Origin of the sequence: Halobacterium sp. DL1, assembly GCA_000230955.3 — an archaeon.
In the GTDB taxonomy this organism is placed as follows: Archaea; Halobacteriota; Halobacteria; order Halobacteriales; family Halobacteriaceae; genus Halobacterium.
Window position 1 is genome coordinate 1,305,552 of the sequence record CP007060.1, and the last position, 23,993, is coordinate 1,329,544.

General features: G+C 67.9%; 24 protein-coding genes and 1 tRNA gene. 19 read left to right on the forward strand and 6 right to left on the reverse strand.

Features of this window, described 5'->3' with window-relative positions:
- Positions 1 to 98: 98 nt before the first annotated feature.
- From HALDL1_08355 to HALDL1_08365, 3 genes are all read left to right on the forward strand, one after another.
- Positions 99 to 170 (forward strand) — tRNA-Ala (locus HALDL1_08355).
- Between the two features lie 181 nt (positions 171 to 351).
- Entirely contained in the window at positions 352 to 753 is a 402-nt protein-coding gene (locus tag HALDL1_08360) for a cupin (protein ID AHG03609.1), read from the forward strand.
- Positions 754 to 1,086: 333 nt separating this feature from the next.
- Positions 1,087 to 1,422, forward strand: coding sequence for a hypothetical protein (locus HALDL1_08365; GenBank protein AHG05248.1), 336 nt, complete (start codon positions 1,087 to 1,089; stop codon positions 1,420 to 1,422).
- Positions 1,423 to 1,654: 232 nt separating this feature from the next.
- On the opposite strand, the gene HALDL1_08370 is transcribed toward HALDL1_08365, so the two are convergent.
- Positions 1,655 to 2,008 carry a hypothetical protein gene (locus HALDL1_08370; protein ID AHG03610.1) on the reverse strand — a complete coding sequence of 118 codons (354 nt, stop codon included), beginning with the start codon at positions 2,006 to 2,008 and terminating at the stop codon, positions 1,655 to 1,657.
- 75 nt (positions 2,009 to 2,083) lie between these two features.
- Positions 2,084 to 2,743, reverse strand: coding sequence for a bacterio-opsin activator (locus tag HALDL1_08375; GenBank protein AHG03611.1), 660 nt, complete (start codon positions 2,741 to 2,743; stop codon positions 2,084 to 2,086).
- Between the two features lie 263 nt (positions 2,744 to 3,006).
- On the opposite strand from HALDL1_08375, the gene HALDL1_08380 reads away from it, so the two are divergent.
- The 3 genes from HALDL1_08380 (at position 3,007) to HALDL1_08390 (ending at position 5,218) form a co-directional block, all read left to right on the forward strand.
- Positions 3,007 to 3,531 carry a hypothetical protein gene (locus HALDL1_08380; GenBank protein ID AHG03612.1) on the forward strand — a complete coding sequence of 175 codons (525 nt, stop codon included), beginning with the start codon at positions 3,007 to 3,009 and terminating at the stop codon, positions 3,529 to 3,531.
- Between the two features lie 60 nt (positions 3,532 to 3,591).
- A complete protein-coding gene (locus tag HALDL1_08385) occupies positions 3,592 to 3,771 on the forward strand; it encodes a hypothetical protein (GenBank protein ID AHG05249.1) in 180 nt (59 codons plus the stop codon).
- A gap of 82 nt (positions 3,772 to 3,853) precedes the next feature.
- Positions 3,854 to 5,218, forward strand: a complete 1,365-nt coding sequence (locus tag HALDL1_08390) for a hypothetical protein (GenBank protein AHG03613.1) — start codon at positions 3,854 to 3,856, stop codon at positions 5,216 to 5,218.
- Positions 5,219 to 5,617: 399 nt separating this feature from the next.
- Here HALDL1_08390 and HALDL1_08395 read toward each other — a convergent pair whose 3' ends face one another.
- Positions 5,618 to 6,019: a histidine kinase gene (locus HALDL1_08395; GenBank protein ID AHG03614.1), complete on the reverse strand. Its 402-nt coding sequence runs from the start codon at positions 6,017 to 6,019 to the stop codon at positions 5,618 to 5,620.
- A 154-nt stretch (positions 6,020 to 6,173) separates the two neighbouring features.
- Between HALDL1_08395 and HALDL1_08400 the strand changes: the two genes are divergently transcribed.
- Positions 6,174 to 7,391 carry a cystathionine beta-lyase gene (locus HALDL1_08400; protein AHG03615.1) on the forward strand — a complete coding sequence of 406 codons (1,218 nt, stop codon included), beginning with the start codon at positions 6,174 to 6,176 and terminating at the stop codon, positions 7,389 to 7,391.
- Positions 7,392 to 7,424: 33 nt separating this feature from the next.
- On the opposite strand, the gene HALDL1_08405 is transcribed toward HALDL1_08400, so the two are convergent.
- Positions 7,425 to 8,816 (reverse strand): hypothetical protein, encoded by a 1,392-nt coding sequence (locus tag HALDL1_08405; protein AHG03616.1) that lies wholly within the window; start codon positions 8,814 to 8,816, stop codon positions 7,425 to 7,427.
- Positions 8,817 to 8,841: 25 nt separating this feature from the next.
- Between HALDL1_08405 and HALDL1_08410 the strand changes: the two genes are divergently transcribed.
- The 3 genes from HALDL1_08410 to HALDL1_08420 are packed head-to-tail and all read left to right on the forward strand — an operon-like array spanning position 8,842 to position 10,834.
- Positions 8,842 to 9,957, forward strand: coding sequence for a hypothetical protein (locus HALDL1_08410; GenBank protein ID AHG05250.1), 1,116 nt, complete (start codon positions 8,842 to 8,844; stop codon positions 9,955 to 9,957).
- Positions 9,927 to 10,328 (forward strand): hypothetical protein, encoded by a 402-nt coding sequence (locus HALDL1_08415; protein AHG03617.1) that lies wholly within the window; start codon positions 9,927 to 9,929, stop codon positions 10,326 to 10,328. The genes HALDL1_08410 and HALDL1_08415 overlap by 31 nt, the downstream gene beginning before the upstream one ends.
- A complete protein-coding gene (locus tag HALDL1_08420; GenBank protein ID AHG03618.1) occupies positions 10,325 to 10,834 on the forward strand; it encodes a transcriptional regulator in 510 nt (169 codons plus the stop codon). The genes HALDL1_08415 and HALDL1_08420 overlap by 4 nt, the downstream gene beginning before the upstream one ends.
- Here the strand turns inward: HALDL1_08420 and HALDL1_08425 are convergent.
- The gene (locus tag HALDL1_08425; GenBank protein ID AHG03619.1) at positions 10,823 to 11,932 is read right to left on the reverse strand and encodes a hypothetical protein; all 1,110 of its coding nucleotides are present in this window, start codon (positions 11,930 to 11,932) and stop codon (positions 10,823 to 10,825) included. The genes HALDL1_08420 and HALDL1_08425 overlap by 12 nt on opposite strands.
- Before the next feature lie 102 nt (positions 11,933 to 12,034).
- Here HALDL1_08425 and HALDL1_08430 point away from each other — a divergent pair, with 102 nt between their 5' ends.
- The 3 genes from HALDL1_08430 (at position 12,035) to HALDL1_08440 (ending at position 15,296) form a co-directional block, all read left to right on the forward strand.
- A complete protein-coding gene (locus tag HALDL1_08430; GenBank protein AHG03620.1) occupies positions 12,035 to 13,309 on the forward strand; it encodes a Tat pathway signal protein in 1,275 nt (424 codons plus the stop codon).
- Positions 13,302 to 14,360: a hypothetical protein gene (locus HALDL1_08435; protein ID AHG03621.1), complete on the forward strand. Its 1,059-nt coding sequence runs from the start codon at positions 13,302 to 13,304 to the stop codon at positions 14,358 to 14,360. The genes HALDL1_08430 and HALDL1_08435 overlap by 8 nt, the downstream gene beginning before the upstream one ends.
- 159 nt (positions 14,361 to 14,519) lie before the next feature.
- Positions 14,520 to 15,296 (forward strand): ribonuclease BN, encoded by a 777-nt coding sequence (locus tag HALDL1_08440; GenBank protein AHG03622.1) that lies wholly within the window; start codon positions 14,520 to 14,522, stop codon positions 15,294 to 15,296.
- A 20-nt stretch (positions 15,297 to 15,316) separates the two neighbouring features.
- Here HALDL1_08440 and HALDL1_08445 read toward each other — a convergent pair whose 3' ends face one another.
- A complete protein-coding gene (locus HALDL1_08445; protein AHG03623.1) occupies positions 15,317 to 15,592 on the reverse strand; it encodes a hypothetical protein in 276 nt (91 codons plus the stop codon).
- Between the two features lie 90 nt (positions 15,593 to 15,682).
- On the opposite strand from HALDL1_08445, the gene HALDL1_08450 reads away from it, so the two are divergent.
- The 6 genes from HALDL1_08450 (at position 15,683) to HALDL1_08475 (ending at position 23,992) form a co-directional block, all read left to right on the forward strand.
- A complete protein-coding gene (locus tag HALDL1_08450; protein AHG03624.1) occupies positions 15,683 to 16,249 on the forward strand; it encodes an adenine phosphoribosyltransferase in 567 nt (188 codons plus the stop codon).
- 124 nt (positions 16,250 to 16,373) lie between these two features.
- Complete coding sequence (locus HALDL1_08455; protein AHG03625.1) at positions 16,374 to 17,102, forward strand: ABC transporter ATP-binding protein; 729 nt, start codon at positions 16,374 to 16,376, stop codon at positions 17,100 to 17,102.
- Positions 17,099 to 18,340, forward strand: a complete 1,242-nt coding sequence (locus tag HALDL1_08460; GenBank protein ID AHG03626.1) for a hypothetical protein — start codon at positions 17,099 to 17,101, stop codon at positions 18,338 to 18,340. Before HALDL1_08455 ends, HALDL1_08460 begins: the two co-directional genes overlap by 4 nt.
- A 69-nt stretch (positions 18,341 to 18,409) precedes the next feature.
- Positions 18,410 to 21,316 carry a secretion system protein gene (locus HALDL1_08465; protein AHG03627.1) on the forward strand — a complete coding sequence of 969 codons (2,907 nt, stop codon included), beginning with the start codon at positions 18,410 to 18,412 and terminating at the stop codon, positions 21,314 to 21,316.
- Between the two features lie 224 nt (positions 21,317 to 21,540).
- A complete protein-coding gene (locus HALDL1_08470; GenBank protein ID AHG03628.1) occupies positions 21,541 to 23,553 on the forward strand; it encodes a type II secretion system protein in 2,013 nt (670 codons plus the stop codon).
- A gap of 1 nt (position 23,554) precedes the next feature.
- On the forward strand, positions 23,555 to 23,992 hold the full coding sequence (locus HALDL1_08475; protein AHG03629.1) for a hypothetical protein: 438 nt from the start codon (positions 23,555 to 23,557) through the stop codon (positions 23,990 to 23,992).
- Position 23,993 lies beyond the last annotated feature (1 nt).

Genomic DNA, 23,993 nt, shown 5'->3' on the forward strand with positions numbered 1-23,993 from the left:
AAAGGGTTTCCATCTCCGTACTGGAGCCCGACACCCCACGTCTGCCGTCGAATCGCGGGGTTTATCAGGAACCCCGGGCAAGGAGGAAACGCGTTCGAGGGCTCGTAGATCAGTGGTAGATCATCCCCCTGGCACGGGGAAGGCCTCGGGTTCAAATCCCGACGAGTCCACTCCCGTTCCTTCGCCGTAGTCGGTTTTCGGGTTTCAGCCTATAGCGGGCCGGACGCTCTAACTTTCGTTCGTTACAGTGTGCTACACACCGGCACGCCGGGACCACGACAATAAGATAAATAGTTGACGAGTGGCATCGAATCCAAGTGTCCAGGGGTCGAATCGAGAGGAGAATACTAGATGGAGATTACAAATGGCTGTTCGCGACCGTCCGAGGAAGGGCCTGCAGAGTACTTCACCGGTGACGTTCGAATCGATCCCCTGTTCGAGCCGAACGACGACGCCCGTGCAGCCGCGCTGAGCGTGACGTTCGAGCCTGGCGCGCGCACGGCCTGGCACACGCATCCACTGGGACAGCGCCTCGTCATCACGAGCGGCTGTGGGCTCGTCCAGCGCGAAGACGGTCCGATCGAGGAAGTGCGCGCGGGCGATGTCGTCTGGTTCCCGTCGGGAGAGAAACACTGGCACGGCGCACGACCAGAGAAGGCCATGACGCACATCGCTATCCAGGAGGAACTCGACGGAGACGCCATCTCCTGGATGGAGCACGTCACCGACGACGAGTACGCGGGTAGCGAGTAACGCCTGCTGGCTGATTCCCCGTCATTGGTCGCAACCGACGGAACTCGCGAGATGTCCCAGAACGGGTTGTGATTGTCGCGGTTCAGCTTCCGAACCTCTGGAGAGGCGGGTTGGCATCCTGGCCGCTGCATCCTCTGTTTTGAGGGCGGCATCTGTCCCGGATTTGAATCGGGTATCTTGGGGGCGTGCTGAATAGGGGTGCATCTCCAGCAGTGACGCTCGGCGGGACCGAGATTACCGCACTGAATAGTACAGCCGGAGTACCTGCCGCGGCAACAGAAGTACGGCTGGGCCTGCTACGGTGGTTCTCCGTATTCGTCTCTTGCCGACGATATGGGTATTGTCGCCGACTTCAGTGTCCCAACCGACGCCTGGTGTCTCGGCGAAACTCAGGCAGCGCTTCCGACGGCCACCGTGGAACTCGACCGCTTCGTCGCCCACAATCCAGAGTACGTAATGCCGTTCCTCTGGGTCCTGGACACCACTCCAGACGCGTTCGAAGAGGCAGTACTCACCGACCCGACAGTCGAGAGTGCCACCGTCACCGGCTCCTTCGATGGTGCCCACCTCTATCAAATCGGCTGGACAGACGTCGTGAGTGACCGCCTCCGCACTATCGTCGACCACGATGGAGTCATTCTCAACGCGCTTGGCTCTGGCGAACGTTGAACGAAGCCATCGTAGTGGCAACTACTGGCAGGAAGCGAGCGTAAGGGCGGCTCTGCCAGTGGCTGCGAGTGGTTCTCTGGGTTCGTTCAGTCGTGGTTGCTTGGGATACTGAACTCGGTGCCGCCACAGTTCGGGCACGCGTCGTGAACTGAAACGACCTCGCCATCCCGGGCTCGCGCCGCCCACCGCCGCCGGCAGTCGTCGCATCTGACCGTCAACGAGGCCATCGTGGTTACGCCTGGGAGTCCTCTCCCGGTTCGACGATGACGGTTCCGTGGCCATTGACGGTGACGACCTGGTCGGCGTATTCGAAGGCGAGGGAGCTCTCACCCTGGCCTGGCCCGTCGGGTGCAGCGGAGAAGAGCCCATCGAGGGCGTCGGGGTCGAGAACGGAATACAGCGGCGGCAACTCCAGGGGACCCATTCCGGTGGCGGTCGCCACGGCGGTGACGACTGCCTCAGTTGCCGGGTGTGTTTGCTGGTCGAACTCCGCCCGATAACTCTCAGTCGGCTCGTGATACTCTATGTGGGTGGCAGCCGTAGAATCCGCGAGATCTCGACCGGCAGGTCCCTCTCCGAGAGTCATTGACCTAGGAGTATGCTTGAGCGCCGGGTGTAGATTGCTTCTTCGTGTGAGCGGCATTTATATGGAATGTGGTGATCAGTCGGCGGAACTGGCCAGAGTGCTGCCGATGAGGTGATCAATGCCCCGTCGGAGGCGCGACCCGAAGGACTGCCCGGTAATCCCGACTTCAGCAGCGAGGTCCTTGAGGGAGGCCTCCCGTGGTGAGTGGTAGTACCCCCGCTCGTAGGCGAGCAGGAGCGCTTCTCGCTGGGCGTCAGTCAGGGCGTACTCGGCCCCGCTTCTGAGTGCGGCAACCGAGTGGAGCGAGGCCAGTTTGACGGGGATGCCGTGGTCGCGGCAGTACTGCTGGAACGCGGAGATTCCCTCACGGGTGTCGCTCCGGACCTCGAACGTCCAACTCCCCTCTGACCCGGCGCCGGAGACGAGCGTCACGCTCGTCTCGGTGATGGCTCTGAGCACGCCGTGGTGAGTGGGGACCCAGTCGACGCGCAGCAGATACTCGTCGTCAATCTGGTCGACGAGGGTGACGGCTTTCACGTCGGCGTGGCTGGACGCCGTGGCTACGATTCGTTTCTGCTCCGTGGAGCTTGCCCCTCGAACCCAGACGTAGGGAATGAGCGCGTGGTTGGTCGGGACGATGCGCTCCAGTTCGACGGTCACGCTGGGGAACTCTGTGAAGAGGCTTCCCAGGGGGAACGACTCGGACGGGATCGTGAACTCGCCAACCGTCGCCATAGTCGAACTACGGCGCCCGGTGTGATAAGGAGTGGCATGCAACTCATAGTCGTACGCTGGTTGCCCCTCCTGACGGGGTCACTGGCCCACTTGGACGTGACCGCGAAGCGACGACGCTATCACTTCCGACGACCGGAGAAGGAACAGTTTACGTCCCACTGGCCAGTAGCGCACCCAGTGACCGACCGTTCGAACCGGACGGGTGACACCCGGGAACGGAGACGCAGGCGCCCTCCATTTCGGCCTCCGCTAGGGGTTCGGCGATGAGCCTCGCTATCGAGGCTCTCGTCGAGGCGGCGACCGGACCGCCGGGTCTCGTCCTCATCTTCGTCTACTCGGTGCTGGTCGCGTTCGTGCTCCCGCTACCTGGGGAACTCGTCCTGCTGCCGGCACCACAGATGGAACTGGGCGTCTCGCCGGCCCTCAGCATCGGGGTCGTCATTCTCGTGAGCGCCGCCGGGAAGGCAGTCGGGAGTCTCGCCGCGTTCCGCATCGGTCGTGGGGCGGCCAGCGCCCGTCCGGCGCAGTGGCTCCTCGACCGCCTCACCCCTGGTCACGGCGAACCGCAGCGTGGCGGGCCCCTGATGGCCTTCGTCCGCCGGTACGAGTACCCGGGGCTGGTGGCGCTGCTCTCCGTGCCGCTGATGCCCGACACAGTCGTCATCTACGCCTTCTCCATCCTCAGCGCCGACGACGAGCGACGCCTCTTCCTCGCCGCCTTCTTCGGCACAATCGGGCGACTGCTGGTGACGCTGGCGCTGGTGACTGGTGCGCTGGCTGTCGTCTGAGAGCGGCCACCGCCGCGACCCCGCGACACGCTTACGTGTTCGGTCGCTGTCGGTGGGCGCATGTCCGAGGACCCGCTGTTCTGCGAGAACTGCGAGAAGCACCTGGCCCACGAGGAGGTTCACAGGGTGGACGGCGTCCCGCAACTCGACCCCGAGACCTTTGAGATGGAGAACCAGGTCGCGGAAGTGTACCAGTGTCGAGGCTGTGGACTCGTCCTCGGTTTCGACGCGCCCGCCTGACCGGCGTACGCGGGACGACGCCGCGGCGTTCTGTGGGACCACCAACCTATTTCTCCCCGGTCGCGGAACTTCGGGACGAACCATGGCTCCCTCCACCGATGCTGTCGAGGACACCGCCCGCGAGTTCGCCACGCGATTCGCCGACGAGTCGTTCGCGGCGGCCGCGGAACTGCTCTCCGAGGACGGCCGGGACGCGGTCGTCGAGTCGTTCCCAACCTTCCACATGGTGCCCGGCGAGGACGCAGAGACGGCGTTCCGGCGGTACTGGTACGGGCTGACCGAGCAGTACGGCGCCTTCGAGTCGGTCGGCGACGTGACGGTCGACGACGACGCGGTGACCGTCGAGCTCGCGTTCGCGCAGGGCAGCCAGCCACTGGAACTGTCCGTCGACGACGGCGCGGTGACGAACGTCTCGTTCCCGGTGTCGTACACGCCACCAGAGTACGCGGACGAGTCCGCGTTCACCGAGCGCGAGGTGACCGTCGACGCTGGCGACGTCGAACTCGGCGGCACTCTCACGGTGCCCGCGGGCGAGACGCCCGTGCCGGGGGTCCTGCTGGTCCACGGCGCTGGCCTCCACGACCGTGACGGGACCGCCGGCGAGAGCAGGATTCTGCAGGACCTCGCGTGGGGACTCGGATCGCGAGGTGTCGCAGTACTCCGGTACGAGAAGCGCCTCCTCGACCACGAGGACGAGATTCCCCCGGAGGAGCACGACCTAGACACCGTCGTCATCGACGACGCCATCGCCGCGGTCGACGAACTCGCGAACGCGGACGAGGTCGACGCCGACAGGGTGTTCGTCGCGGGACACAGCCAGGGCGGCATGTGTGCGCCCAGCATCGCCGAGCGACACGGCGTTCGAGCGAGCGTAGCGAGCTCGAGCTCGGCAGGCTCGCAAAGCGAGTCTGCCGGCGGCGTCGCGGGCATCGTGAGCCTCGACGGGCCGGCCGATCCCGGGATCGACGTCGAGGCAATCACCGACAACATCCGGTACGGCCTCTCGCCGGACGGCGAACTCACGGAGGCCCAGGCGGAGTTTCTCGCCGAGGAGCGGGCCGAACTCGAGGCGGCCGCGAACGGGGAGTACGACGAGGACGACACGGTACTGGGCGGCCCCGCAACGCTGCACGAGAGCTTCGTCTCGATGGACCCCGTCGAGACTGCGAACGACCTGTCGGTCCCGCTGTTCGCCGCCACGACCGAGCGAGTCGACCCCGAGGTACAGTCGGAGCTTGTCGAGTCGCGCCGGGAAGGTGTCGAGCAGTGGCGGGAAGCAGGGTCGATCGACGACGACCGCTTCGAGCACTACGAGGACGTCGGCCACTACTTCCAGCACGGGGAGACACCCGCGACGACGATGGAACACCTCAAATTCGGCGGGAACGTCGCCGACTACGTGGTCGAGGACGTCGCGGAGTGGGTCCACGAAGTGAGCGAGCGCTGAGGGCGGTCTCGCGGTGAGGGGACCGATTGTGGACCGACCACTTTGTCCCGTTCTCGCTCGGTTGCTCGCTCAGGCCTCAGCGTTCGACGCGAACTGGTCCGGAGAGTCCTCCTTGACGCGCCGTTCGGTGCGCTCCTCGCGCGGTCGCCCGGGTCGCTCCCGGTGAGACGGTCGAGCACCCACAGCACCGCGAGGAACGGGGCCAGCGGGAGGAAGAGCAGGAGCGACCCCGCAGCGACGGCGATGACGCTCATCTCGGCGTCGGGTTCGAAGCCACTCGCCGGGCCGACGCTGTTCTGGTCAGTCGTGGCACGTAGACGTAGGTGCGCCGAAAATACCACACGCGAGGCGGAGACGGAGAACAGGCCGGCGTGGAGTTTCCGGGCAGTCGCGCCTCGATCAGGCGGGGCTCGGCGTCTGGACCGTGGAGATGTACGAGGTGAGGTCCTTGGTGGTGATGATGCCGATGACGGTGTCGTCGTCGAGGACCGGCATGTGGTGGAACCCGTGCTCGACCATCGCGTCCGCGACGTCTCGAATGGAGTCCTGTACGCTCGCGGTGACGACGCCCGTGGTCATGTAGCGCTCGACGGTCGTCTCGGCCTTCGGCTTGCTCTTCGCGACGATGTCGACGAAGTCCGTGGTCGTGAGGATTCCCTCGAGGTGGTCCTCTTCGTCGACGACGATGAGCGAGCCGATGCCGTGTTCGAGCATCAGGTCCGCCGCGTCCGCGACGAGCGTGTCCTTCGAGACCGTGTGGAGGTCGTCCGACATCAGCTGGCCGACGAAAATATCGTCCATGTGCGAACGTGCTACCGGACGTGTGATAAACGTTGTCCGATTCGACCAGTCGCTGGGGCGAACGAGCGCGGAGTATGCGCCGGGATAATTCTCCCAGCCGGAAAAATTATCACATAGTCGAAACGTCTTAGTTGGCGTCTGTCGACGTTCACGCATGGACGACCGCCCCCGCATCGAGACCCGCGCAGTCGGTCACGGAGAAGACCCCGGAGCGACGCTCCGTGGCGACGTCGTCTCCCCCATCCACCTCGCGTCCACGTTCGCCCTCCCGGAACTCGACACCAACCTCAGTCTGGAGGACGTCGACCCCGCCGAGGGACAGTTCCTCTACTCCCGGCTCAACAATCCGACACGTCACGCCCTGGAGCAGCGCCTCGCCTCCCTGGAGGGCGGTGAGCACGGCTTCGCGTTCTCCTCGGGCACGTCGGCCATCGCCACCGCGGTCATGGCGTCCGTCGAACCCGGCGACCACGTCGTCGCCTTCGACGACCTGTACGCCGGGACTCGGCGCCTCCTCGAGACGTTGTTCCGCGACAGACTGGGCGTCGACGTCTCGTTCGTGGACGCCACCGACCCCGACAACGTCGCCGACGCGGTCCGCCCCGAGACGACGCTGCTCTGGATGGAGACGCCCACCAACCCGCTGCTGAAGCTCTGTGACGTCCGGGCCATCGCCGACATCGCCCAGGACGCAGACGCCCGCCTCGGCGTCGACAACACGTTCCTCAGCCCGTACTTCCAGACCCCACTCGACCTCGGCGCGGACGTCGTCGCCCACTCCACGACGAAGTACCTCAACGGCCACAGCGACTCCGTCGGCGGGGCTCTCGTCACCGACGACGAGTCGTTCGCCGACGACGTGGCGTTCCTCCAGCAGGTGGGTCTCGGCAACGTGCTCTCGCCGTTCGACGCCTACCTCGTGTTGCGCGGCACCAAGACGCTCGCACCCCGGATGCGCGACCACGAGGCGAACGCGCTCGCCATCGCGGAGTACCTGGAGTCTCACGACGCGGTCAGCGCGGTCCACTACCCCGGACTGGAGAGCCACCCGCAGCACGAACTCGCTCGCGAGCAGACCGCCGGCTACGGCGGCATCCTCTCCTTCGAACTCGACGGCGACTTCGCGGACGCGAAGCGGTTCCTGGAGGCCCTCGAGGAGTTCGCGCTCGCGGTCAGCGTCGGCGGCGTCGAGTCTCTCGCCGAACTCCCCGCGGGGATGACCCACGAACCGATTCCCAAGGCCGAGCGGGATTCCCAGGGCATCACCGACTCGCTGATACGGATCTCCGTCGGGATCGAGCACGTCGACGACCTCGTCGCGGACCTCGACCGCGGCTTCGCGGCGATGCGCGGCCAGCCAGTGGACCAGTAGTGGACCAGTAGTGATACGGGATAACCGGTTCGCTCAGGTCGCGCTCAGGGCGACCACGCGGCCATCGGCGTACATCACGTAAATCTCCGCCGCGCCGTCGCCGTCCGTGTCCGCGAGTCGTGGGTGGGTGTAGACGACGACGTCGCGGCTGTACGTCGCCACCACCTGGCCGTCCGACGGCGAGACGACCTTCACCATGCCGTCGTTCGTCGTCGCGACGAGTTCTCGGTCGCCGTCGCCGTCCACGTCGCCGAGCACCGGTGGGGGCATCATCTGGACGTCCGCGGTCGTCAGTGTCGTCGTCCACTCCGTCTCCCCGCTCTCAGCGTCGAGGTTGCGGAGGACGCCGTCCGCCGCGGTGGCGTAGACCTCCAGTGTTCCGTCGTCGTCGCCGTCGCCGACCGCCCGGACCGCCGCCAGTGCCTCGAACTCGCGGGTCCACTCGGCGCGACCGGTGCGGCCGTCCACCGCGACGACGGACCCGCCACGCGTCGCCACCACTATCTCGCGCGCCGGGTCGTCGTCGACGTTCGCCGTCGTCATCCACGTTATCGACGTCTCGGTGAGGTTCGCCCGGTGCCAGACGGTCGACCCGTCCTGCTCGAACAGGTTGAGTTCGCCACCGCCGGCCACGCCCACGACGAGTTCCCGGTCGCCGTCCGCGTCGAAGTCAGCGACCGACGGCTGCCCCCAGGTGTAGGCGTCCAGCTGCCGCGTCCACGCTGCCGTCCCGTTCGCGTGGACGACCGATACCTCGCCGCGCGCGTCGACCACGACCACCTCCCGCTCGCCGCCCCCGACGAAGTCAGTTAGGAGCGGGCCGGAGTAGCCGTAGGAGGATAGCTCGTAACTGAACTCCGCGTCGCCGGTACGGGCGTCGAACCCGGTGACTCGCCGTTCGGTCGTCGCGACGAACACCTCCAGCGTGCCGTCGCCGTCGAGGTCACCGACGACGGGGTCCGCGACGGCGTGGATGGCGCAGTCCTCGGGCGCGACTGGGTGGCTCCACTCCCGGTCGCCGTCACCGTCCAGCGCGAACAGTCCGCAGTCGTCGGTTCCCTTTCGGCCGCTCACCGGCGCGAACACGAACATCTCGTCCCCGAGTCTCGCCGCCGCCGGCTCGTGGTGGGTCACGCGCACGTCGCGCCCGGTGTCGCTCACCCACGCCACCGAGAGGTCGGTGCTGTCGCCGCCGGAACCGCCGAACGCGAGGAACGCGCCGCTCGCTCGGCGACGACTCTCCCGTATGCGCTGGACGCGCGTCGTCGGTGTTCTGCTCGCCGTCCCGTGGCTGGTCGGCGTCGCCGCTGCCCACGAGGTCCCGGGCGGGCGCCTCGACGCGCCACTCCCGCTCCCACTGCTGTTCGCGGGGGCCGGCTTCACGGTCGCGGCGACCGCGTGTTGGTTCGCCCGCGACGACCACACCGTCGACGAGCGAGAGCGACGCCAGGTGGAAGTTCCGTGGCTCCCGCTCGGCAGACACCTCCTCCGTGCGGTCGGCCTGGTGGGGTTCGCGGGCGTGCTCTGGTTCGGGCTGTTCGGGCTGCAGGTGGCCGCCGACAACCCCGCCACGCTGTTCGCGTGGGCGGTCGCGCTGAAGGGCGTCGGCCTCGTCGCCGTCGTCGCCGGGAGCCCGTGGCGCTCGCTGTCGCCCTGGCGAACCGCCTACGACGCGTTCGTCGCGCTCGAGGGCGACGAGCTAGCGCGCTTCGACTACCCGGACTGGCTCGGCGTCTGGCCCGCAGTCGTCGGGTTCGTCCTCCTCGTCGGCGTCACCGAGAACCTCACCGGGATTCCCCAGTCGCCACGCCTCACCGCGGGCGTCCTCGCCGCTTACGCGGTTCTGATGCTCCTCGGCGGACTCGCGTTCGGCCGCACGTTCTTCGACCGGGCCGACGCCCTGGCGGTGCTCTACGCCCTCCTCGGTCGGGTCTCGCCACTGGAGTGGCGCGAGCGGGGCGTCGTCGTCCGCCCACCCTGGGCCGCCTGCGCTCGCACGCCGTCGACTCCAGGCGTCGCGGCCTTTGTCGTCGCGGCTGTCTACACCGTCACCTTCGACGGGTTCTCGAACTCGCCCGAGTACCAGACCGTCTACTTCGCCCTCCGCGACGCCACCGGCGCAGTCACGCCGCTCGCGCTCTACGTCGCGGGCCTCGCGGCGTTCCTGGTCGCGTTCGCCGTGGTCGCGCTCGCGGCGGACCGACTCGGGTCGGGGCGGAGCGTTCGGGGCGCGGCCGCCGCGTTCGCGCCGACCGTCGTCCCCATCGCGGCCGCCTACGAGGTGGCCCACAACTACTCGTTCGTCGCGCGGAACCTCTCGCAGTTGCTGTCGCTGGTCGACGGGGTCTCTGTCTCCCTGCTCGGCTGGCTGCCGCTGTCGGCGTTCTGGTGGTCGCAGGTGGCGCTCGTCGTCGCCGGCCACCTCCTCGCCGTGGCGGCCGCACACCTCGTCGTCAGCGCCCGGTACGGCAAGCACGCCGGTCGGGCCCACGCGCCGCTCGTCGCGCTGATGGTCGGCTACACGGTGCTCTCCCTGTGGGTCGTCTCCCGCCCGGTCGTGACCTGACCCGAGCGCTTAGCACGCTCCGGCCGCAAGGGACGGTCGTGATTCCCGTCGCGCACGCCCAGTCGGCTGGCCTGAGCCTCCCCCTGGTGGCGGCGCTCGCTGTCGCCGGGCTCGCCGCCGCCGTGCTCACGGGCGCGGCGCTCGCCGTCTTTCTGCGACGCAAGTCCCGCTCGCACCTGCTGGTCGCACTCGCGCTCGGCGCTCTGCTCGCCCGCACCGGCGTCGCCGCCGCGAGCATCGGTGGCGCGATGGCTCTCGACAGCCACCACCTCGTCGAGCACTCGCTGGACGTGGTGATGGCGGCACTCGTCGTCGCTGCGGTCTACTACGCCCGATCTACAGAGGTCTCCTCGGGAGGTGGGACGCGGTGACGGCCGTCCGCGAGCGCGTCCGCGACCACGTCGCCGCGAACCCCGGCGTCCACTTCAACGCCGTCGTGCGACAACTCGACCTCGCGCCCGGGCAGGTCCAGCACCACGTGCGCAGCCTCCGCGACGACGGCGCGCTCGCCGTCGACGGGTTCTACGGCCGTACGCACTACTTCCCGCCGGAGACGCCCGAGTGGGAGCGCGCGGCGCTCGCGCTCGCCCGCCGCGAGACGGCCCGCGACGTCCTCCTCTGCCTGCTGGACACGTGCCCGTCGTCGCCGAGTGACGTGGCCGAACGCGTCGGAGTCGCCCGGAGCACCCTCGAACACCACGTCTCGAATTTCGTCGAGTGCGGCGTCGTGGAGAAGCGCCGCGACGCCCGCAACCGCGTGACGCTCGCACTCACGCGGCCTGAGGATACGGTTCGCGTGCTCGACGCGGTCCAGCCGTCGGTTCCGGAGCGCTTCGTCGACCGCTTCGAGCGCCTCGTCGACGACCTACTGGACTGACTGCGCGCGGCCGCCGCTGACAGCGCGAACGACGCTCCCGAGCAGCAGCACCACGCTCGCCGCGAAGAAGACGCCGCCGACGGGGGACGAGGGGTCGAGGAACGCCCAGTAGGCGGGCGTCGCCGCCGCGCCGAACAGCACGGAGAGCACGCCGTAGAACGCCGGCGCGCAACAGCAGCACGCGGTCGCGCCGGTCGTCGCCGCCATCCCGAGCGCCGACGTGCCGGAGCTGTCCCTGGTGCCAGTGGCCCACTGCTGGACCATCACGCCGACGTTGAGCGCCGCCAGAGTCCCGAGCAGGGTGACCAGGAGGACGGTGCCCACCGAGAAGTAGCCTGCCAGCGGTACTGACGGGAAGACGAACTCGACGGCGGGCCACGCGACCAGCGGGTCCGCCACCGGCAGGAAGATGACGAGCGGTTCTGTGGGAGCGCCCACGCCCGGGTCCGGGTTCAGCGTGAGGGTGCCCGCCGAAAACAGGAAGAACACGGAGAATAGCGTCCCGGCGAGCAGTCCGGCGCCGAGCGGGCGGCGGTCCCGGCGGAGGCTCTGGAGGACGGCCCGCGCGTCCCGCCACAGGACGTAGCCGACGGCCAGCACGACGGTCACGACGAGCACGTGGCCGGCCGGGTTGTAGACGCCCCCGTTCGGCATCGCGACTGGGTAGACGACCCACGCCGCGAGGAGGATTCCCAGGCCGGCGTACCGCGGCCGCTGGGGCCACCTGAGTCGACCGACGACGAGGCTACCGACGGCCATCGCGACGCCGACGACGAGGCTCAGCGTCGGGTAGATGTCCGTGAGCGTCGGCGGCGTCTCGGCGACGACCTGGAGTTCGACGAGACCGACGAGTCCGAACAGTCCGGCGACGGTGGCCGTGAACGCGACCACGGCGCTCGTCGTGCTCTCGACCGCGCTGCGTCGGTAGGCGGCGACAGCGCCCGCCGAGATGCCGCCGCCCACCAGCACCAGCACGAACAGCAGCCAGTGGGGGGTTCCGGCGTGCGTCGTGCCGGAGTGGGCCGCCGCCGTACCGACGGCAGTGCTGGCCGCGAGACCGCTCCCGGTGGCGCGCGCGACGCGCCGGATCGTCTGCATGGTCGGAGATAGCGAGCGGGCACCTTAACGGATTCTGGTTCGCCCGTCGAATTCGACGCCCGCACCAGAACCCCTTTTCAGACACGCCCGTAACGGTCGACCATGCACTCCGACGAGTGCGGTATCCCCCGCCGCGCGTTCCTCAAGTCGGCAGTCGCCATCGGCGGCGCGAGCGCGCTGGCGGCCTGCGTGGACCGCGAGAGCGAGGTCTCTGTCCCGACCGGCACCGACGACCCCGCGTCCCTGCCCGCACGCCAGCACGCGTGGAACGACTACGCCGCCCGCGACGACGCCGGCAACGTCCTGCCGCCTCGCCACCACGTCCTCCTCCACCTCGACTACGACGGCTCCGAACCGACGGCCGACGACCGCCGGACACTCGAGGACGCGCTCCGCTCGCTGGAGCGCGCCTACGAGTGGTCGAACGAGGGCCTGCTGTTCACGCTCGGCTACTCGCCCGCGTACTTCGAGTCACTCGGCGGGTCGCCCGCTGACGTAGACCTGCCAGAACCACGCGCCCTCTCGGAACTCGAAGACCCCGAGTTCGACACTCCTGACGCAATCCTCCACTTCGCGAGCGACCACGCGCAGGTCGTCCTCGCGGCCGAGGAGGGGATGCGCGGGAACCGCGAGGCGCTCAACGACGGACCGGTCGACGCCACGCTGACCGACGCGTTCTCGGTAGCCGACCGTCGAACCGGCTTCGTCGGCGAGGGTCTCCCGGCCGACAACCAGGACACGGGCGGCGTCCCGGACTCGAAACCGGTCGACGAGGACGCCCCGCTGTACATGGGGTTCAAATCCGACTTCGAGAAGAGCCAGGCGACCGAGGACCGCGTCACGATTCAGTCCGGTCCGTTCGCGGGCGGCACCACCCAGCACGTCTCCCACATCGACCTGAACCTCCAGCAGTGGTACGAGCAGGACGGCCGCGAGGAGCGCGTCGCGAAGATGTTCTGTCCGGCCCACGCCGACTCGGGCGCCGTCGAGGGGACCGGCGAGAATCTCGGAGATAGCCCCCAGCTAGACGACTGTGCGGACCCTCTGGAGGACGCCCAGCAGCGCGGCGTCGTCGGCCACGGCCAGAAACTCCAGTCCGTGCGCGAGGACGGCCGCCCCATCATCCTCCGGCGGGACTTCGACTCCACGGACTTCGACCACGCGGGCACCCACTTCCTCGCCCTCCAGCGAGAGCTATCGGACTTCGTCACCACCAGAGACGCCATGAACGCCACGGACATCACGGACCAGTCGGCAGTCGGACGGCGCACGAACAACGGCATCAGGCAGTATCTCTCGGTGACCCACCGCGGGAACTACCTGCTGCCGCCGCGCGGGAAGCGCACGCTCCCCACTCCGGAGGGCGGCGATGCGTAGACGCGACGTGCTAGCCGCGGCAGGTGCCACGGGCCTCGCTGCGTCGGCTGGCTGTCTCGGCTTCCTCGAGACGGAGCGCGCGAGTCGCGAACCGCCGGTCCCCGAGAACCGGCCGGACGCGCCCTACCTCCCCTCGCACACGGAGGGAATGGAGATGGCGGGGATGGTCGCGAACGGGCGATACCGCTGCGCCCTGTCGTACACGTTTGCCCACCGCTTCTGGCTCGTGAACGGGGAGAGCACCGAGCGCGTCGACGTCGAGGACGGCGACGACGTCCACCTGATGGCGTCGGTGTGGGACGCCGAGGCGGGCGTCGCGCTCCCCGCGACGAGCCCCCACATTACCCTCTCCGGCCCGGACGGCGAGACCAGTTCGTTGGCCCCCTGGCAGATGCTCTCCCAGCAGATGGGCGTCCACTACGGCGACAACGTCGGCCTCGGAGCGGAGGGCGACTACGAGGCCACGGTCCAAGTCGCCCTCGGCGGGACGCGGCGGACGGACTCGGTCGAGACCCCGGACGGCCCGATACAGTTCTCCTTCTCGTTCACGTTCGAGCGGAACGCCCTGAACGAACTCCCCTACGAGGACATCCCGGCGGACCGCGAGGGGAACGAAGGCGCCGTCGACCCGATGGACACGAAGGCCGTGCAGGTCGGCCGAGTGCCCGCCGCGAACTCGTTCCCGATTCCGCTCCGCGGGAGCGGCGCGACGGAAGGCGTGGAACTGGCCGTCGGGGGCACCGACCAGCGCGGCCAGTTCGCGACGGGGGACGACAAGTCCTACCTCGTCGGGTCGCTGCGCACCCAGCACAACCGATTCCCGCTTCCCGCCGCCACGCTCGTCGCGGACGTCGTGCGGGACGGCGAGACGCGCTACGACGGCCCGCTGACTGCGACCCTCGACCCGGAACTCGGCTTCCACTACGGCGCCACCGTTCCGTCGCTATCCGAGGTTGACGAAGTGACAGTCCGGATGCAGGCGCCACCACAAGTCTCCCGCCACGAGGGGTACGAGACGGCGTTCTTCGGCTTCGATTCGGTGCGGCTCTGAGCGGCCGCTGTTCCCGGCTCGACGCCCGGACCGACAGGTCTGCACGCCCACCTATCGAAGCGGCCAGTAACGTGTAACCAAGTGGGGCGATGTGGAAAGTAGAGCGTCGCTACCGGGTATTGCCACCGGATTCAACCGATTGGGCGTCGTAGCAAATATATGTCGACAATCGGGTCGGTCGTCAGCCTGGCGCGCGACCGAAACCTCACGTTCCTGGGGGCGGGTATCGCCTACTACGCGTTCGTCTCGATAATCCCGCTGCTGTTGCTCGCCGTGGTTGTCGCGTCGGTCGTCGGGGGCCAGGAACTGGCCGCCCGCGTGACCGAACTGGTCAGTCAGCAGCTCTCCGGGTCCGGTCAGGAGCTCGTGACCGAGGCGTTGACCAACACCACCGGCCGCGGGGCGGCGTCCGTGGTCGGTGTCGTCACGCTGACGTGGACCGCACTGAAGCTGTTCCGCGGCCTCGACCAGGCGTTCGACGAGGTGTACGCCGACGACATCGAGTCGTCGTTCCTCGACCAGGTCAAGGACGCGCTCGTGGTCGTAGTCGGTATCGGCCTCGCCGTCGGCCTCGTCGTCGCCGTCGGCGCCGCGCTCGCAATCCTGCCGCTAGAGATACCGTTCGTCAACGTCCTCGGGTCGCTTGTGCTGATTGCCGTGCTCACTGTCGCGCTCCTCCCGATCTACTACGTGCTCCCGCCGGTCGACGTGACCGTCGTCGAGGTGCTCCCGGGCGCCCTCGTGGCCGCCGTCGGCTGGGTAATCCTCCAGGTCGGCTTCCGCATCTACGCGGCCAACGCCAGCCGGTTCGCGGCCTACGGCATTATCGGCGCGGTCCTGCTGTTCGTCACGTGGCTCTACTTCGCCAGCATCGTCGTCCTCATCGGCGCGGCGGTGAACGCCGTCCGGCGCGGCGTGCGGACCGAGGTCGTCTGAATCTGGATTTGCGAGCCCGGCTACGGTTCGGCCGACAGCCGGTTCGCCCGGACGACGACGTAGAGGAGGACGAGGCCGGTGCCGACTGCGAGGACGAACTGGGTCGCGAGCGAGAACAGGACGGTCAGCCACGGGAAAATCGCCGGAATCTCGAGGAGCAGGACGCGGAGGGGAATCGGGACGAGCGCGGCGACAGCGACCGTGAGGACGAGCTTCGCGAGCGGAACCGCCTCCGCGCGCAACTGGGCCGTGTCTAACTCGCCGTTGGCGTCGAAGAACGGTCTGGAGGGCGACATGTGAAGCCATCCAGAGCCGCCTCGTATAGCTCTTCTGGAGGGCTGATGGCAACTCCGCTACTGTTTTGTCGCGGTCGACGAACGTGGCGTATGGAACGACTCCGTGACTCCTTCGAGGACGCGCCGGTCATCGAGAAAGACGGTGGCTACGAGTACGTCGTCCTCCCCATCAGCAACGGCGTGCCGATGCTCGAACCTGCTCTCCTCCGCGAGGTGGTCGTCGGCGTGACCCGCGTCGCCGAACTGGAAGACGTCGACAAGATCGTCACCCCGGAGGCGATGGGCATCCACATCTCTACGGCCGTGAGTCTCCAGACGGACATCCCGCTGACAGTCGTCCGGAAGCGCGAGTACGGGCTCCCGGGCGAGGTGTCACTCCACCAGGAGACGGGGTACTCCGAGGGCGAGATGTACCTCAACGACGTCGAGGCGGGCGACCGCGTGCTCGTCCTCGACGACCTGCTCTCGACCGGCGGGACGCTGCGCGCGCTCACCGACGCGCTCGACGACGTCGGCGCCGAGGTGGCGGACGTCGTCGTCGTCATCCGGAAGGTCGGCTCCGACAGCGAGATGGCGGATTCGCCCCACGACGTGACCGCGCTCGTCGACATCGAGGTCGCGGACGGCGAGGTCGAAGTCGTCGAGGAGTACCAGTAGCGACCCGGTCGGCGACCGTTCTCCTTCCCGCTCTCGAACCCGGTTCTCCCAGCACGGTTACGTCGCTGGCGCACGTTCGTTCGTACATGACCGGCACCCACCCGCTCGCCCAGCGGGGGCGACGATGAGCGATGCGTCGCAGGCGGTCGAACTCGACGGTGTCTGGAAGACCTACCAACTCGGCGAGCAGACCGTCGACGCCCTCCGCGACGTCTCGCTGACGCTCTCCCGTGGGTCGTACACGGCCGTGATGGGGCCGAGCGGCTCCGGGAAGAGCACCCTGATGAATCTCGTCGGCTGTCTCGACACGCCAACGGAGGGTCGCGTGGACGTAGACGGTCGGGACGTCACCGCGCTCTCCGAGCGCGAGCGGACCCGGCTCCGCGGCCGGGAGATCGGGTTCGTCTTCCAGACGTTCAACCTGATGCCGCGGCTCACCGCCGCCGAGAACGTCGCGCTCCCGATGGTGTTCCAGGACGTCCCCCGGAGCGACCGCGAGGACCGCGCCCGCGACCTGCTGGGCCGCGTCGGCCTCGGCGACCGGGCGGACCACCGCCCGAGCGAGCTCTCCGGCGGTCAGCGCCAGCGCGTCGCCATCGCCCGCGCGCTCGCTAACGACCCGGCGCTGTTGCTCGCGGACGAGCCGACCGGGAACCTCGACACGGAGACTGGCCAGCGGATCATGGACCTGTTCGCGGAACTCCACGCGGCCGGCAACACCGTCCTCATGGTGACCCACGAGCGCCACGTGGCCGAGCACGCCGACCGCATCGTCCACCTCCTCGACGGCGAGGTCGAACGCGAGGAACGGGTCGCGGAACCCCGCCGACCCCACGCGGGGGGTGAGCTGTGAACCCAATCGAGAGCCTGCGGATGAGTCTGCGCGCCATCCGCGGCCACCGGCTCCGCTCGCTGCTTACGACGCTGGGGGTCGCCATCGGCGTGGCCGCGGTCATCACGTTCGTCACGCTCGGCGCGAGCCTGCAGGCGGACGTGCTCGGCCAGGTGACCGGCCAGCAGACGCCCTCGATGACAGTCACCGCGGGGCCGACCGACGCGGGCCCCGGCTCACCGGGGCCACAGCAGGCCGTGTTCACGGAGCACGACGTGGCCGAGATCCGGAACGTAACGGGGGTGAGAGACGTCATCCCGATTGGGTCCGTCCCCATCTCGGGCATCCGCACGCGGGGGCAGACGCTGGGGTACAACCGGCTCACCGCAACCACGCCGAAATTCTTCGACTACCGGCAGGACGCCGAATTCGTCGCCGGGGAGCCGTTCGAACTGGGCGCCCGGGAGGTGGTCATCAACGAACCCGCGCTCGCGCTGTTCGATGAGAACGTCAGCCTCGGACAGCGCATCGGCGTCGTCCGACCGGACGGCACGCTGGTCAACGCCACGCTCGTCGGCGTGGTCGAGAGCAACGGCGGTCCGTTCGGAGACTCGTCGTTCCCGGAGGTGTACGTCCCGACGGACCCGTTCTACACGAACCAGCTCGAGAGCCCGAACCAGGGCGTCGAACAGCGCGTCTACCCCACGCTGATGGTGGTCGCTACCGACTTCCCGACGGTCGAGGCCGTCGAGGGGCGCGTGGTCAGGTACCTCAAGGAGGAGTCCGACGCCCGCGAACTGAAATCGGAGAGCTTCTCGTTCACCGTGCGGACGCCACAGGACCTCATCGACCAGATACAGGACCTGCTGAACACGTTCACGGCGTTCGTCACCGGCATCGCGGTCATCTCGCTGGTCGTCGGGTCCATCGGCATCGCGAACATCATGCTCGTCAGCGTCACCGAGCGGACCCGCGAGATCGGCATCATGAAGGCCATCGGGGCGCAGAACCGCGACATCCTCCAGTTGTTCCTCGTGGAGGCGGTGGTGCTGGGCGTCGTGGGCGCCGTCGTCGGCACCCTGCTCGGCATTCTCGGGGGCTGGGCGGCGACCCGGTACGTCGAACTCCCGATGACGTTCCCTGTCGAGTGGGCGGGCATCGCCGTCGTCGTCGGCCTCCTCGTCGGCGTCGTCGCGGGGCTCTACCCGGCGTGGGACGCGGCGCGGACGGACCCCATCGACGCGCTCCGCTACGAGTAACTGTCGTGGCTTCAACAGTATGGTAAACGGGCACAAGGGTTTTTCACGCTGGGGGGAATGGACCCCCCAATGGCAGGGGACGACGCCGAGGACAACAGGGGTCCAGTCGGCGGCGAGGGTGGCGACGGGAACGACGGGTCAGCGGACGATACCGCCGGGGGTGGCGGTGGGTCCCGACGACCCGGCGGGAGCGCGGACCCCCCGTCCGACGGCGACGCGGACGACGTGACGTTCGGAGCGGCAGAATCGACCGGGGAATCGTCGGAGGAGGCAGCAGGGGACCTGTTCGACGAGTCCGATAGTGGACGCGAGAGGTTCGACGAACTGGAACCCGCCGTCGAGCGCGTCCCGGGGACGGGGCGGGAGACGGCGCTGAACACCGACCTCGAACCCGCAGTCGAGCAACTCGTCGGCGAGGGCGGCGCGACGGTCGGCGACTACTCCTGGGTGGACTACCTCCAGGAGTACGGCCACTCGGCGGCCGCCCACCGGGTCGAGCAGCGCCGCGAGCGAGTGAAACACGAGCTCGCAGTGGTCGAGTCGGACGCCGAGAACCCGGAGAATCCGGAGAACCCCGAGGACCGTGTCGAACCGCCGTACCCGGAGTTCGCGGAGTTCGGCGCCGACCCGCCGCGCCCGAACTGGAAGCGCGTCGACGCCGACCCGACGGACGACTTGGGATTCGAGCCCGAGGCCCGGGACACTGTCGTCGGCACGGCGGCCCGCCGCGCGCAGAACCTCCACGACTACTTCGACGAGTTCACCGACCCCGAGACGACGCCAGTGAACTCCGAGGAGTGGATGTGGGAGCACTTCAAGCGGGAGTACTACTACGTCGGGGAGAACGACTGGACGCGGCCGCGCGACGACGACGGCGACATCGTGCGATTCGACCCCGTCGAATACCTCGGCTTCGACCCGGAGAACACCGCTCACTGGCTCTCCGTGAAGACCGAGGCCGCCGACGAGATGCTCGACCTCGAGGACGAGCGCACGGTGAACGTCCGCGACGACGTCGACGAGGGCGCGTTCTTCTCGACGGTGGAGGGGCGGACGACGATGGCGAACCGCTACGACCTCGAGAAGGCGGTGTCGATGGAGAAGAAGACCCACTTCAGCGAGGTGGAGCGCTACTGGGTGAACAAGCCGTACGCGTTCGTCCTCATCTTCCACTCCGACCGCGAGAACGAGAAGAAGTACTACCTCGTCGAACCGTACCGCAACCCCATCGAGACCGACCTCCAGTCGTTCCTCACGGACAAACTCCGGACCGCCATCAAGTACGCTAGCGAGGGCGTGATGGCCGCGGGCGACGACACCCAGCGCCGGTCGGTCATCGAGCGCGAGACCCGGAAACTGCTCGAGAGGTACGACCTCTACGAGGGCCCGCCAACCACCGCACAGTCCCTGCTCGACCGCCTGCTCGTCGCGCTCGGACAGCGCGACGCACCAGCGGTGCTCGACCCGGACGAGATAGATGGCATCCAGGCCCGGCCAGAACCGGTGGTGCTCGAGGAGGACGCCGACCAGTTGACGCAGTACCAGGTCGAGACGCTGCTGTACGTCCTGCAGCGCAACTTCATCGGCTACGAGCGCATCGACGGCATCAAGCACGACATCAACGTCGAGGACGTCTCCTGCGACGGCTACAACTCGCCGGTCTTCGTCTACCACACGGACTACGAGAACCTCATCACGAACGTCCACCACGGCCAGGAGGACCTCGACAACTTCGTCGTGAAACTCGCCCAGCGCTCCGGGAAAGGCATCAGTAAGCGCCAGCCACAGGTCGACGCGACGCTCCCGGACGGCTCCCGCGCACAGTTGACCCTCGGCAAGGAGGTCAGCGACCACGGGACGAACTACACCATCCGGCAGTTCAAGGACGTCCCGTTCACGCCGGTCGACCTCATCAACTGGCAGACGTTCAGCCTCGACGAGATGGCGTTCCTCTGGCTCGCCATCGAGAACCACAAAAGCGTCGTCTTCGCCGGGGGTACAGCCTCCGGGAAGACGACCAGCCTGAACGCGGTCTCGCTGTTCATCCCGAGCAACTCGAAGATTGTCTCCATCGAGGACACGCGGGAGGTCGAACTCCCGCAGCGCAACTGGATCGCGAGCGTCACCCGGCCGAGTTTCGGGGAGGACGAGACGGGCGACATCGACGAGTTCGACCTGCTGGAGGCCGCGCTCCGCCAGCGGCCCGACTACATCGTGATGGGCGAGGTGCGCGGCGAGGAGGGCCGGACGCTGTTCCAGGTGATGAGCACCGGCCACACGACGTACACGACGTTCCACGCGGACAACGTCGGCGAGGTGCTCAAGCGGTTCACCACCGAACCCATCAACGTCTCGAAGACGCTGTTCACCGCCCTCGACCTGGTCTCCGTGCAGACGGAGACGCGGGTGCGCGGCCAGAAGGTGCGCCGGAACCGCTCCATCACGGAAATCAACCGCTACGACCCGGAGAACGACGAGATCAACGTCAACGACGTCTTCCAGTGGGAGCCCGAGGACGACTCCTTCCGGCAGACGGCGGACTCCTCGACGCTCGACGAGATCAAGTTCGACCGCGGGTGGACCCAGGTCGAACTCCAGCGCGAACTCCAGGAGCGGCGTGTGCTCCTCGCCTACCTCATCCAGGAGGGGCTCAACGAGTACGCGCAGGTCGCCGCGACGGCGCAGGCGTACATCAACGACCCCGAGACGATTCTCGCGCTGGTCGCCAACGACCGCCTGGAGGAGGCCCTCGAGGACCTCCGCGGGATGGAGAGCGTCATCATCGACGTCGACCCCGACAAGGAGGAGATGGTGCCACGGCCCGACCCCACCGAGCAGGTCTTTGCGGAGACGGAGGCCATCCTGGAGGCGGCCCGCGAGGAAGACGGCGTGCTCACCGAGTACGAGGGCGTGACGCCGGACTCGCTGGCGGCCGCGCTCTCCCCGGACGCCGCCGATGACGACATCGTCGCCTAGCGCCGCGGTCTCGACGCGGAGGCGCTCGAGGCGGCCATCGAGCGCGTCGCCGGCGACCCCGCCGACGGCTTCGGGGAGTTCGAACCGGCGAGCGCGAAGGCGGACGACGAAGTCGCCGACGGCGGGACACCGAAGGACTCCGCGGCGGACGCGAGCGACGGGCCACCCGCTGACGGCTCGTGGTCTGCGTCCGGCGGCCCGTCGGACGGGGAGGGCGGTACCGAATGAGCACGGGGTCCCGTACGTTCGGCGAGGGCGCGGACTCGCTCGCCGACACCTTCTACCCCCTCTACCGGTGGGCGTTCGGCGAGCAGAGCGACTTCGTCGCGGACATCGAGACGAAGCTGGCGGAGGCCCGCATGGACGACCCCGCGGAGCTGTTCGTCTCGCGGGCCATCGGCGTCGGCGTGCTCGTCGGCGCGCTGTTCTGGCTGCTCGGCCTCGCCCTCGGCTACGTGCTGTTCTACATGGGGGTCATCGGGACGGCGTCGATAATCGGCCTCCCCGTCCCGAACGAGACGCTGCTGGCCATCGTGCAGGCCATCAAGATTCCCGCGCTCGTCGTGGCCACGGGCCTCGTCTTCGGCTTCATGGGGTTCACGGTCGGGTTCGGCGCGCTCGTCGCGTTACCGTACATGCGTTCGAGCTCACGGGAGCGTGAGATCAACATGCTGCTCGCGGACTCCATCTCGTTCATGTACGCGCTGTCCATCGGCGGGATGAACCAGCTCGAGATTCTGGAGGCGATGGCGAAGGCCGACGACACGTACGGCGAGGTGGCCATGGAGTTCCGGAGCATCGTCCAGGAGACCGAGTACTTCGACACGGACTACCGGACGGCGGTGCGGAATCGCGCGATGGAGACGCCCAGCGACGAACTGAGCCAGTTCCTCACGGACATGCTCTCCATCATCAACTCCGGCGGGGACATGACGGAGTTCCTCTCGGACAAGAAGGACAAGCACATGCGAACCGCCAAGCAGCAACAGGAGCTAACCCTGGAGACCCTGGAGCTGTTCGGCGAGATGTACATGACGCTGTCGCTGTTCCCGCTGCTGCTCATCATCATCCTCGTCATCATGAGCATGCTCGGGCAGGCCCAGATGCGACTGCTGTACGCCACGGTCTACCTGCTCGTGCCAATCGTCGGCCTCGGCTTTCTCGTGCTGGTCTCCACGGTCAAGGAGGACGAGGTCGGCGACGGCTACCTCGAACTAGACGACGGCGCGGACGGCCCCAAGGAGCCCGGCCTGCTGAACCTCGGTCTCGTCGAGCGCTTCGTCGGCGACTACGCCATCTTCGACCGGGTGAAGAGCCGCGAGGGGACCTACGAGACCAAACAGCTCATCCGCCACCCCGCCCGGTTCTTCCGGAACAACCCGCTGTTCACGCTCGCGTTCACCGTCCCCGTGATGGTGGTGTTCATGGGGGCCGCGGTCATCGGCGGCGTCGCGCCGACCAGCGTCGACGGGATGGTCGACGCCCCCATCTGGGGGACGTTCCTCTACGTCTACCTGCCGCTGTACGTCATCGGAACACCGCTCGCGTTCTTCCGCGAGTGGAACGTGCGCTCGCGGCGACGCATCACGGACAAACTCTCGGACAACCTCCGGAAGCTCTCCTCGGCCAACGACACCGGGATGACGCTGCTGGAGTCCATCAGCATGGTCTCGGACACGACGGGCGGCAAACTCGGCGAGGAGTTCGAGGTGATGTACGCGAAGGTGAACTACGGGACGAACCTCCGGCAGGCGCTCGTGGAGTTCAACAACAAGTACCACATCCCGCGGCTCGCCCGCACCGTGAAGCTCATCTCGAAGGCCCAGGAGGCGTCCAGCCAGATTACCGCCGTGCTCTCGACGGCCGCCCAGGCCAGCGAGAACCAGGACGACATCGAGCGCGAGCGGCGCTCGCGGGCCCGCATGCAGGTCGTCATCATCGTGATGACCTACCTCACGCTGCTCGCCGTGATGATCATCCTGAAGGTGAAGTTCCTCGGCACGATGGCGGGGCTCTCGACGTCCACGGCGGGCGGCGCCGGCGCGAACGCCGACATGAGCTTCGGCGGGGACATCGACACCGAACTGCTCGGCGTGATGTTCTTCCACGCCGTGACGATGCAGGGCATCATCTCGGGGTTCATCGCGGGCTACATCCGGGACGCGGACCTGCTGTCGGGCGTGAAGTTCGCGGTGGTACTGCCGACCATCGCGCTGCTCGCGTTCGCGTTCACGTAACATGAGCCGCGCACAGACCACTATGGACTTCGCCACGGGCGTCAGCATCTTCCTCGTCACCGTGGCGTTCGCGTTCGCGTTCGTCCCCGGCATCATCACGCCGTTCACCGGCACGAACGTCGGCGACCCCGTCACTGCCAACCGCCTCGCTGACGGCCTCGCGTCGGACCGACTCGCCGACCCCGGCGCGCCCTACACGCTCGACCGGGACCGAGTGGAATCGTTCTTCACCGACGGTACGGACCTCTCGGAGCGCCTCGCCGTCCCCGAGTTCCGTTCGGCGAACGTGACACTGGAGAACAGGTCCGGGGTCGCGAGCGTCGCGGGGGAATCCGCGACAGCGGGCGACCCGGTGCCGGACAGCGCGGACGTCACCGTCGCGTGGCGCTCCGTCTCCCTCGACGGCCAGCGCCACGAACTCGTGGTGCGGGTGTGGTAGC

Excerpts from the sequence above, each read along its gene's own strand:
- HALDL1_08360 (AHG03609.1), top strand. The coding sequence starts at position 352 with ATGGAGATTACAAATGGCTGTTCGCGACCGTCCGAGGAAGGGCCTGCA.
- HALDL1_08365 (AHG05248.1), top strand. The coding sequence starts at position 1,087 with ATGGGTATTGTCGCCGACTTCAGTGTCCCAACCGACGCCTGGTGTCTC.
- HALDL1_08370 (AHG03610.1), bottom strand. The coding sequence starts at position 2,008 with ATGACTCTCGGAGAGGGACCTGCCGGTCGAGATCTCGCGGATTCTACG.
- HALDL1_08375 (AHG03611.1), bottom strand. The coding sequence starts at position 2,743 with ATGGCGACGGTTGGCGAGTTCACGATCCCGTCCGAGTCGTTCCCCCTG.
- HALDL1_08380 (AHG03612.1), top strand. The coding sequence starts at position 3,007 with ATGAGCCTCGCTATCGAGGCTCTCGTCGAGGCGGCGACCGGACCGCCG.
- HALDL1_08385 (AHG05249.1), top strand. The coding sequence starts at position 3,592 with ATGTCCGAGGACCCGCTGTTCTGCGAGAACTGCGAGAAGCACCTGGCC.
- HALDL1_08390 (AHG03613.1), top strand. The coding sequence starts at position 3,854 with ATGGCTCCCTCCACCGATGCTGTCGAGGACACCGCCCGCGAGTTCGCC.
- HALDL1_08395 (AHG03614.1), bottom strand. The coding sequence starts at position 6,019 with ATGGACGATATTTTCGTCGGCCAGCTGATGTCGGACGACCTCCACACG.
- HALDL1_08400 (AHG03615.1), top strand. The coding sequence starts at position 6,174 with ATGGACGACCGCCCCCGCATCGAGACCCGCGCAGTCGGTCACGGAGAA.
- HALDL1_08425 (AHG03619.1), bottom strand. The coding sequence starts at position 11,932 with ATGCAGACGATCCGGCGCGTCGCGCGCGCCACCGGGAGCGGTCTCGCG.
- HALDL1_08430 (AHG03620.1), top strand. The coding sequence starts at position 12,035 with ATGCACTCCGACGAGTGCGGTATCCCCCGCCGCGCGTTCCTCAAGTCG.
- HALDL1_08435 (AHG03621.1), top strand. The coding sequence starts at position 13,302 with ATGCGTAGACGCGACGTGCTAGCCGCGGCAGGTGCCACGGGCCTCGCT.
- HALDL1_08440 (AHG03622.1), top strand. The coding sequence starts at position 14,520 with ATGTCGACAATCGGGTCGGTCGTCAGCCTGGCGCGCGACCGAAACCTC.
- HALDL1_08445 (AHG03623.1), bottom strand. The coding sequence starts at position 15,592 with ATGTCGCCCTCCAGACCGTTCTTCGACGCCAACGGCGAGTTAGACACG.
- HALDL1_08450 (AHG03624.1), top strand. The coding sequence starts at position 15,683 with ATGGAACGACTCCGTGACTCCTTCGAGGACGCGCCGGTCATCGAGAAA.
- HALDL1_08455 (AHG03625.1), top strand. The coding sequence starts at position 16,374 with ATGAGCGATGCGTCGCAGGCGGTCGAACTCGACGGTGTCTGGAAGACC.
- HALDL1_08465 (AHG03627.1), top strand. The coding sequence starts at position 18,410 with ATGGCAGGGGACGACGCCGAGGACAACAGGGGTCCAGTCGGCGGCGAG.
- HALDL1_08470 (AHG03628.1), top strand. The coding sequence starts at position 21,541 with ATGAGCACGGGGTCCCGTACGTTCGGCGAGGGCGCGGACTCGCTCGCC.
- HALDL1_08475 (AHG03629.1), top strand. The coding sequence starts at position 23,555 with ATGAGCCGCGCACAGACCACTATGGACTTCGCCACGGGCGTCAGCATC.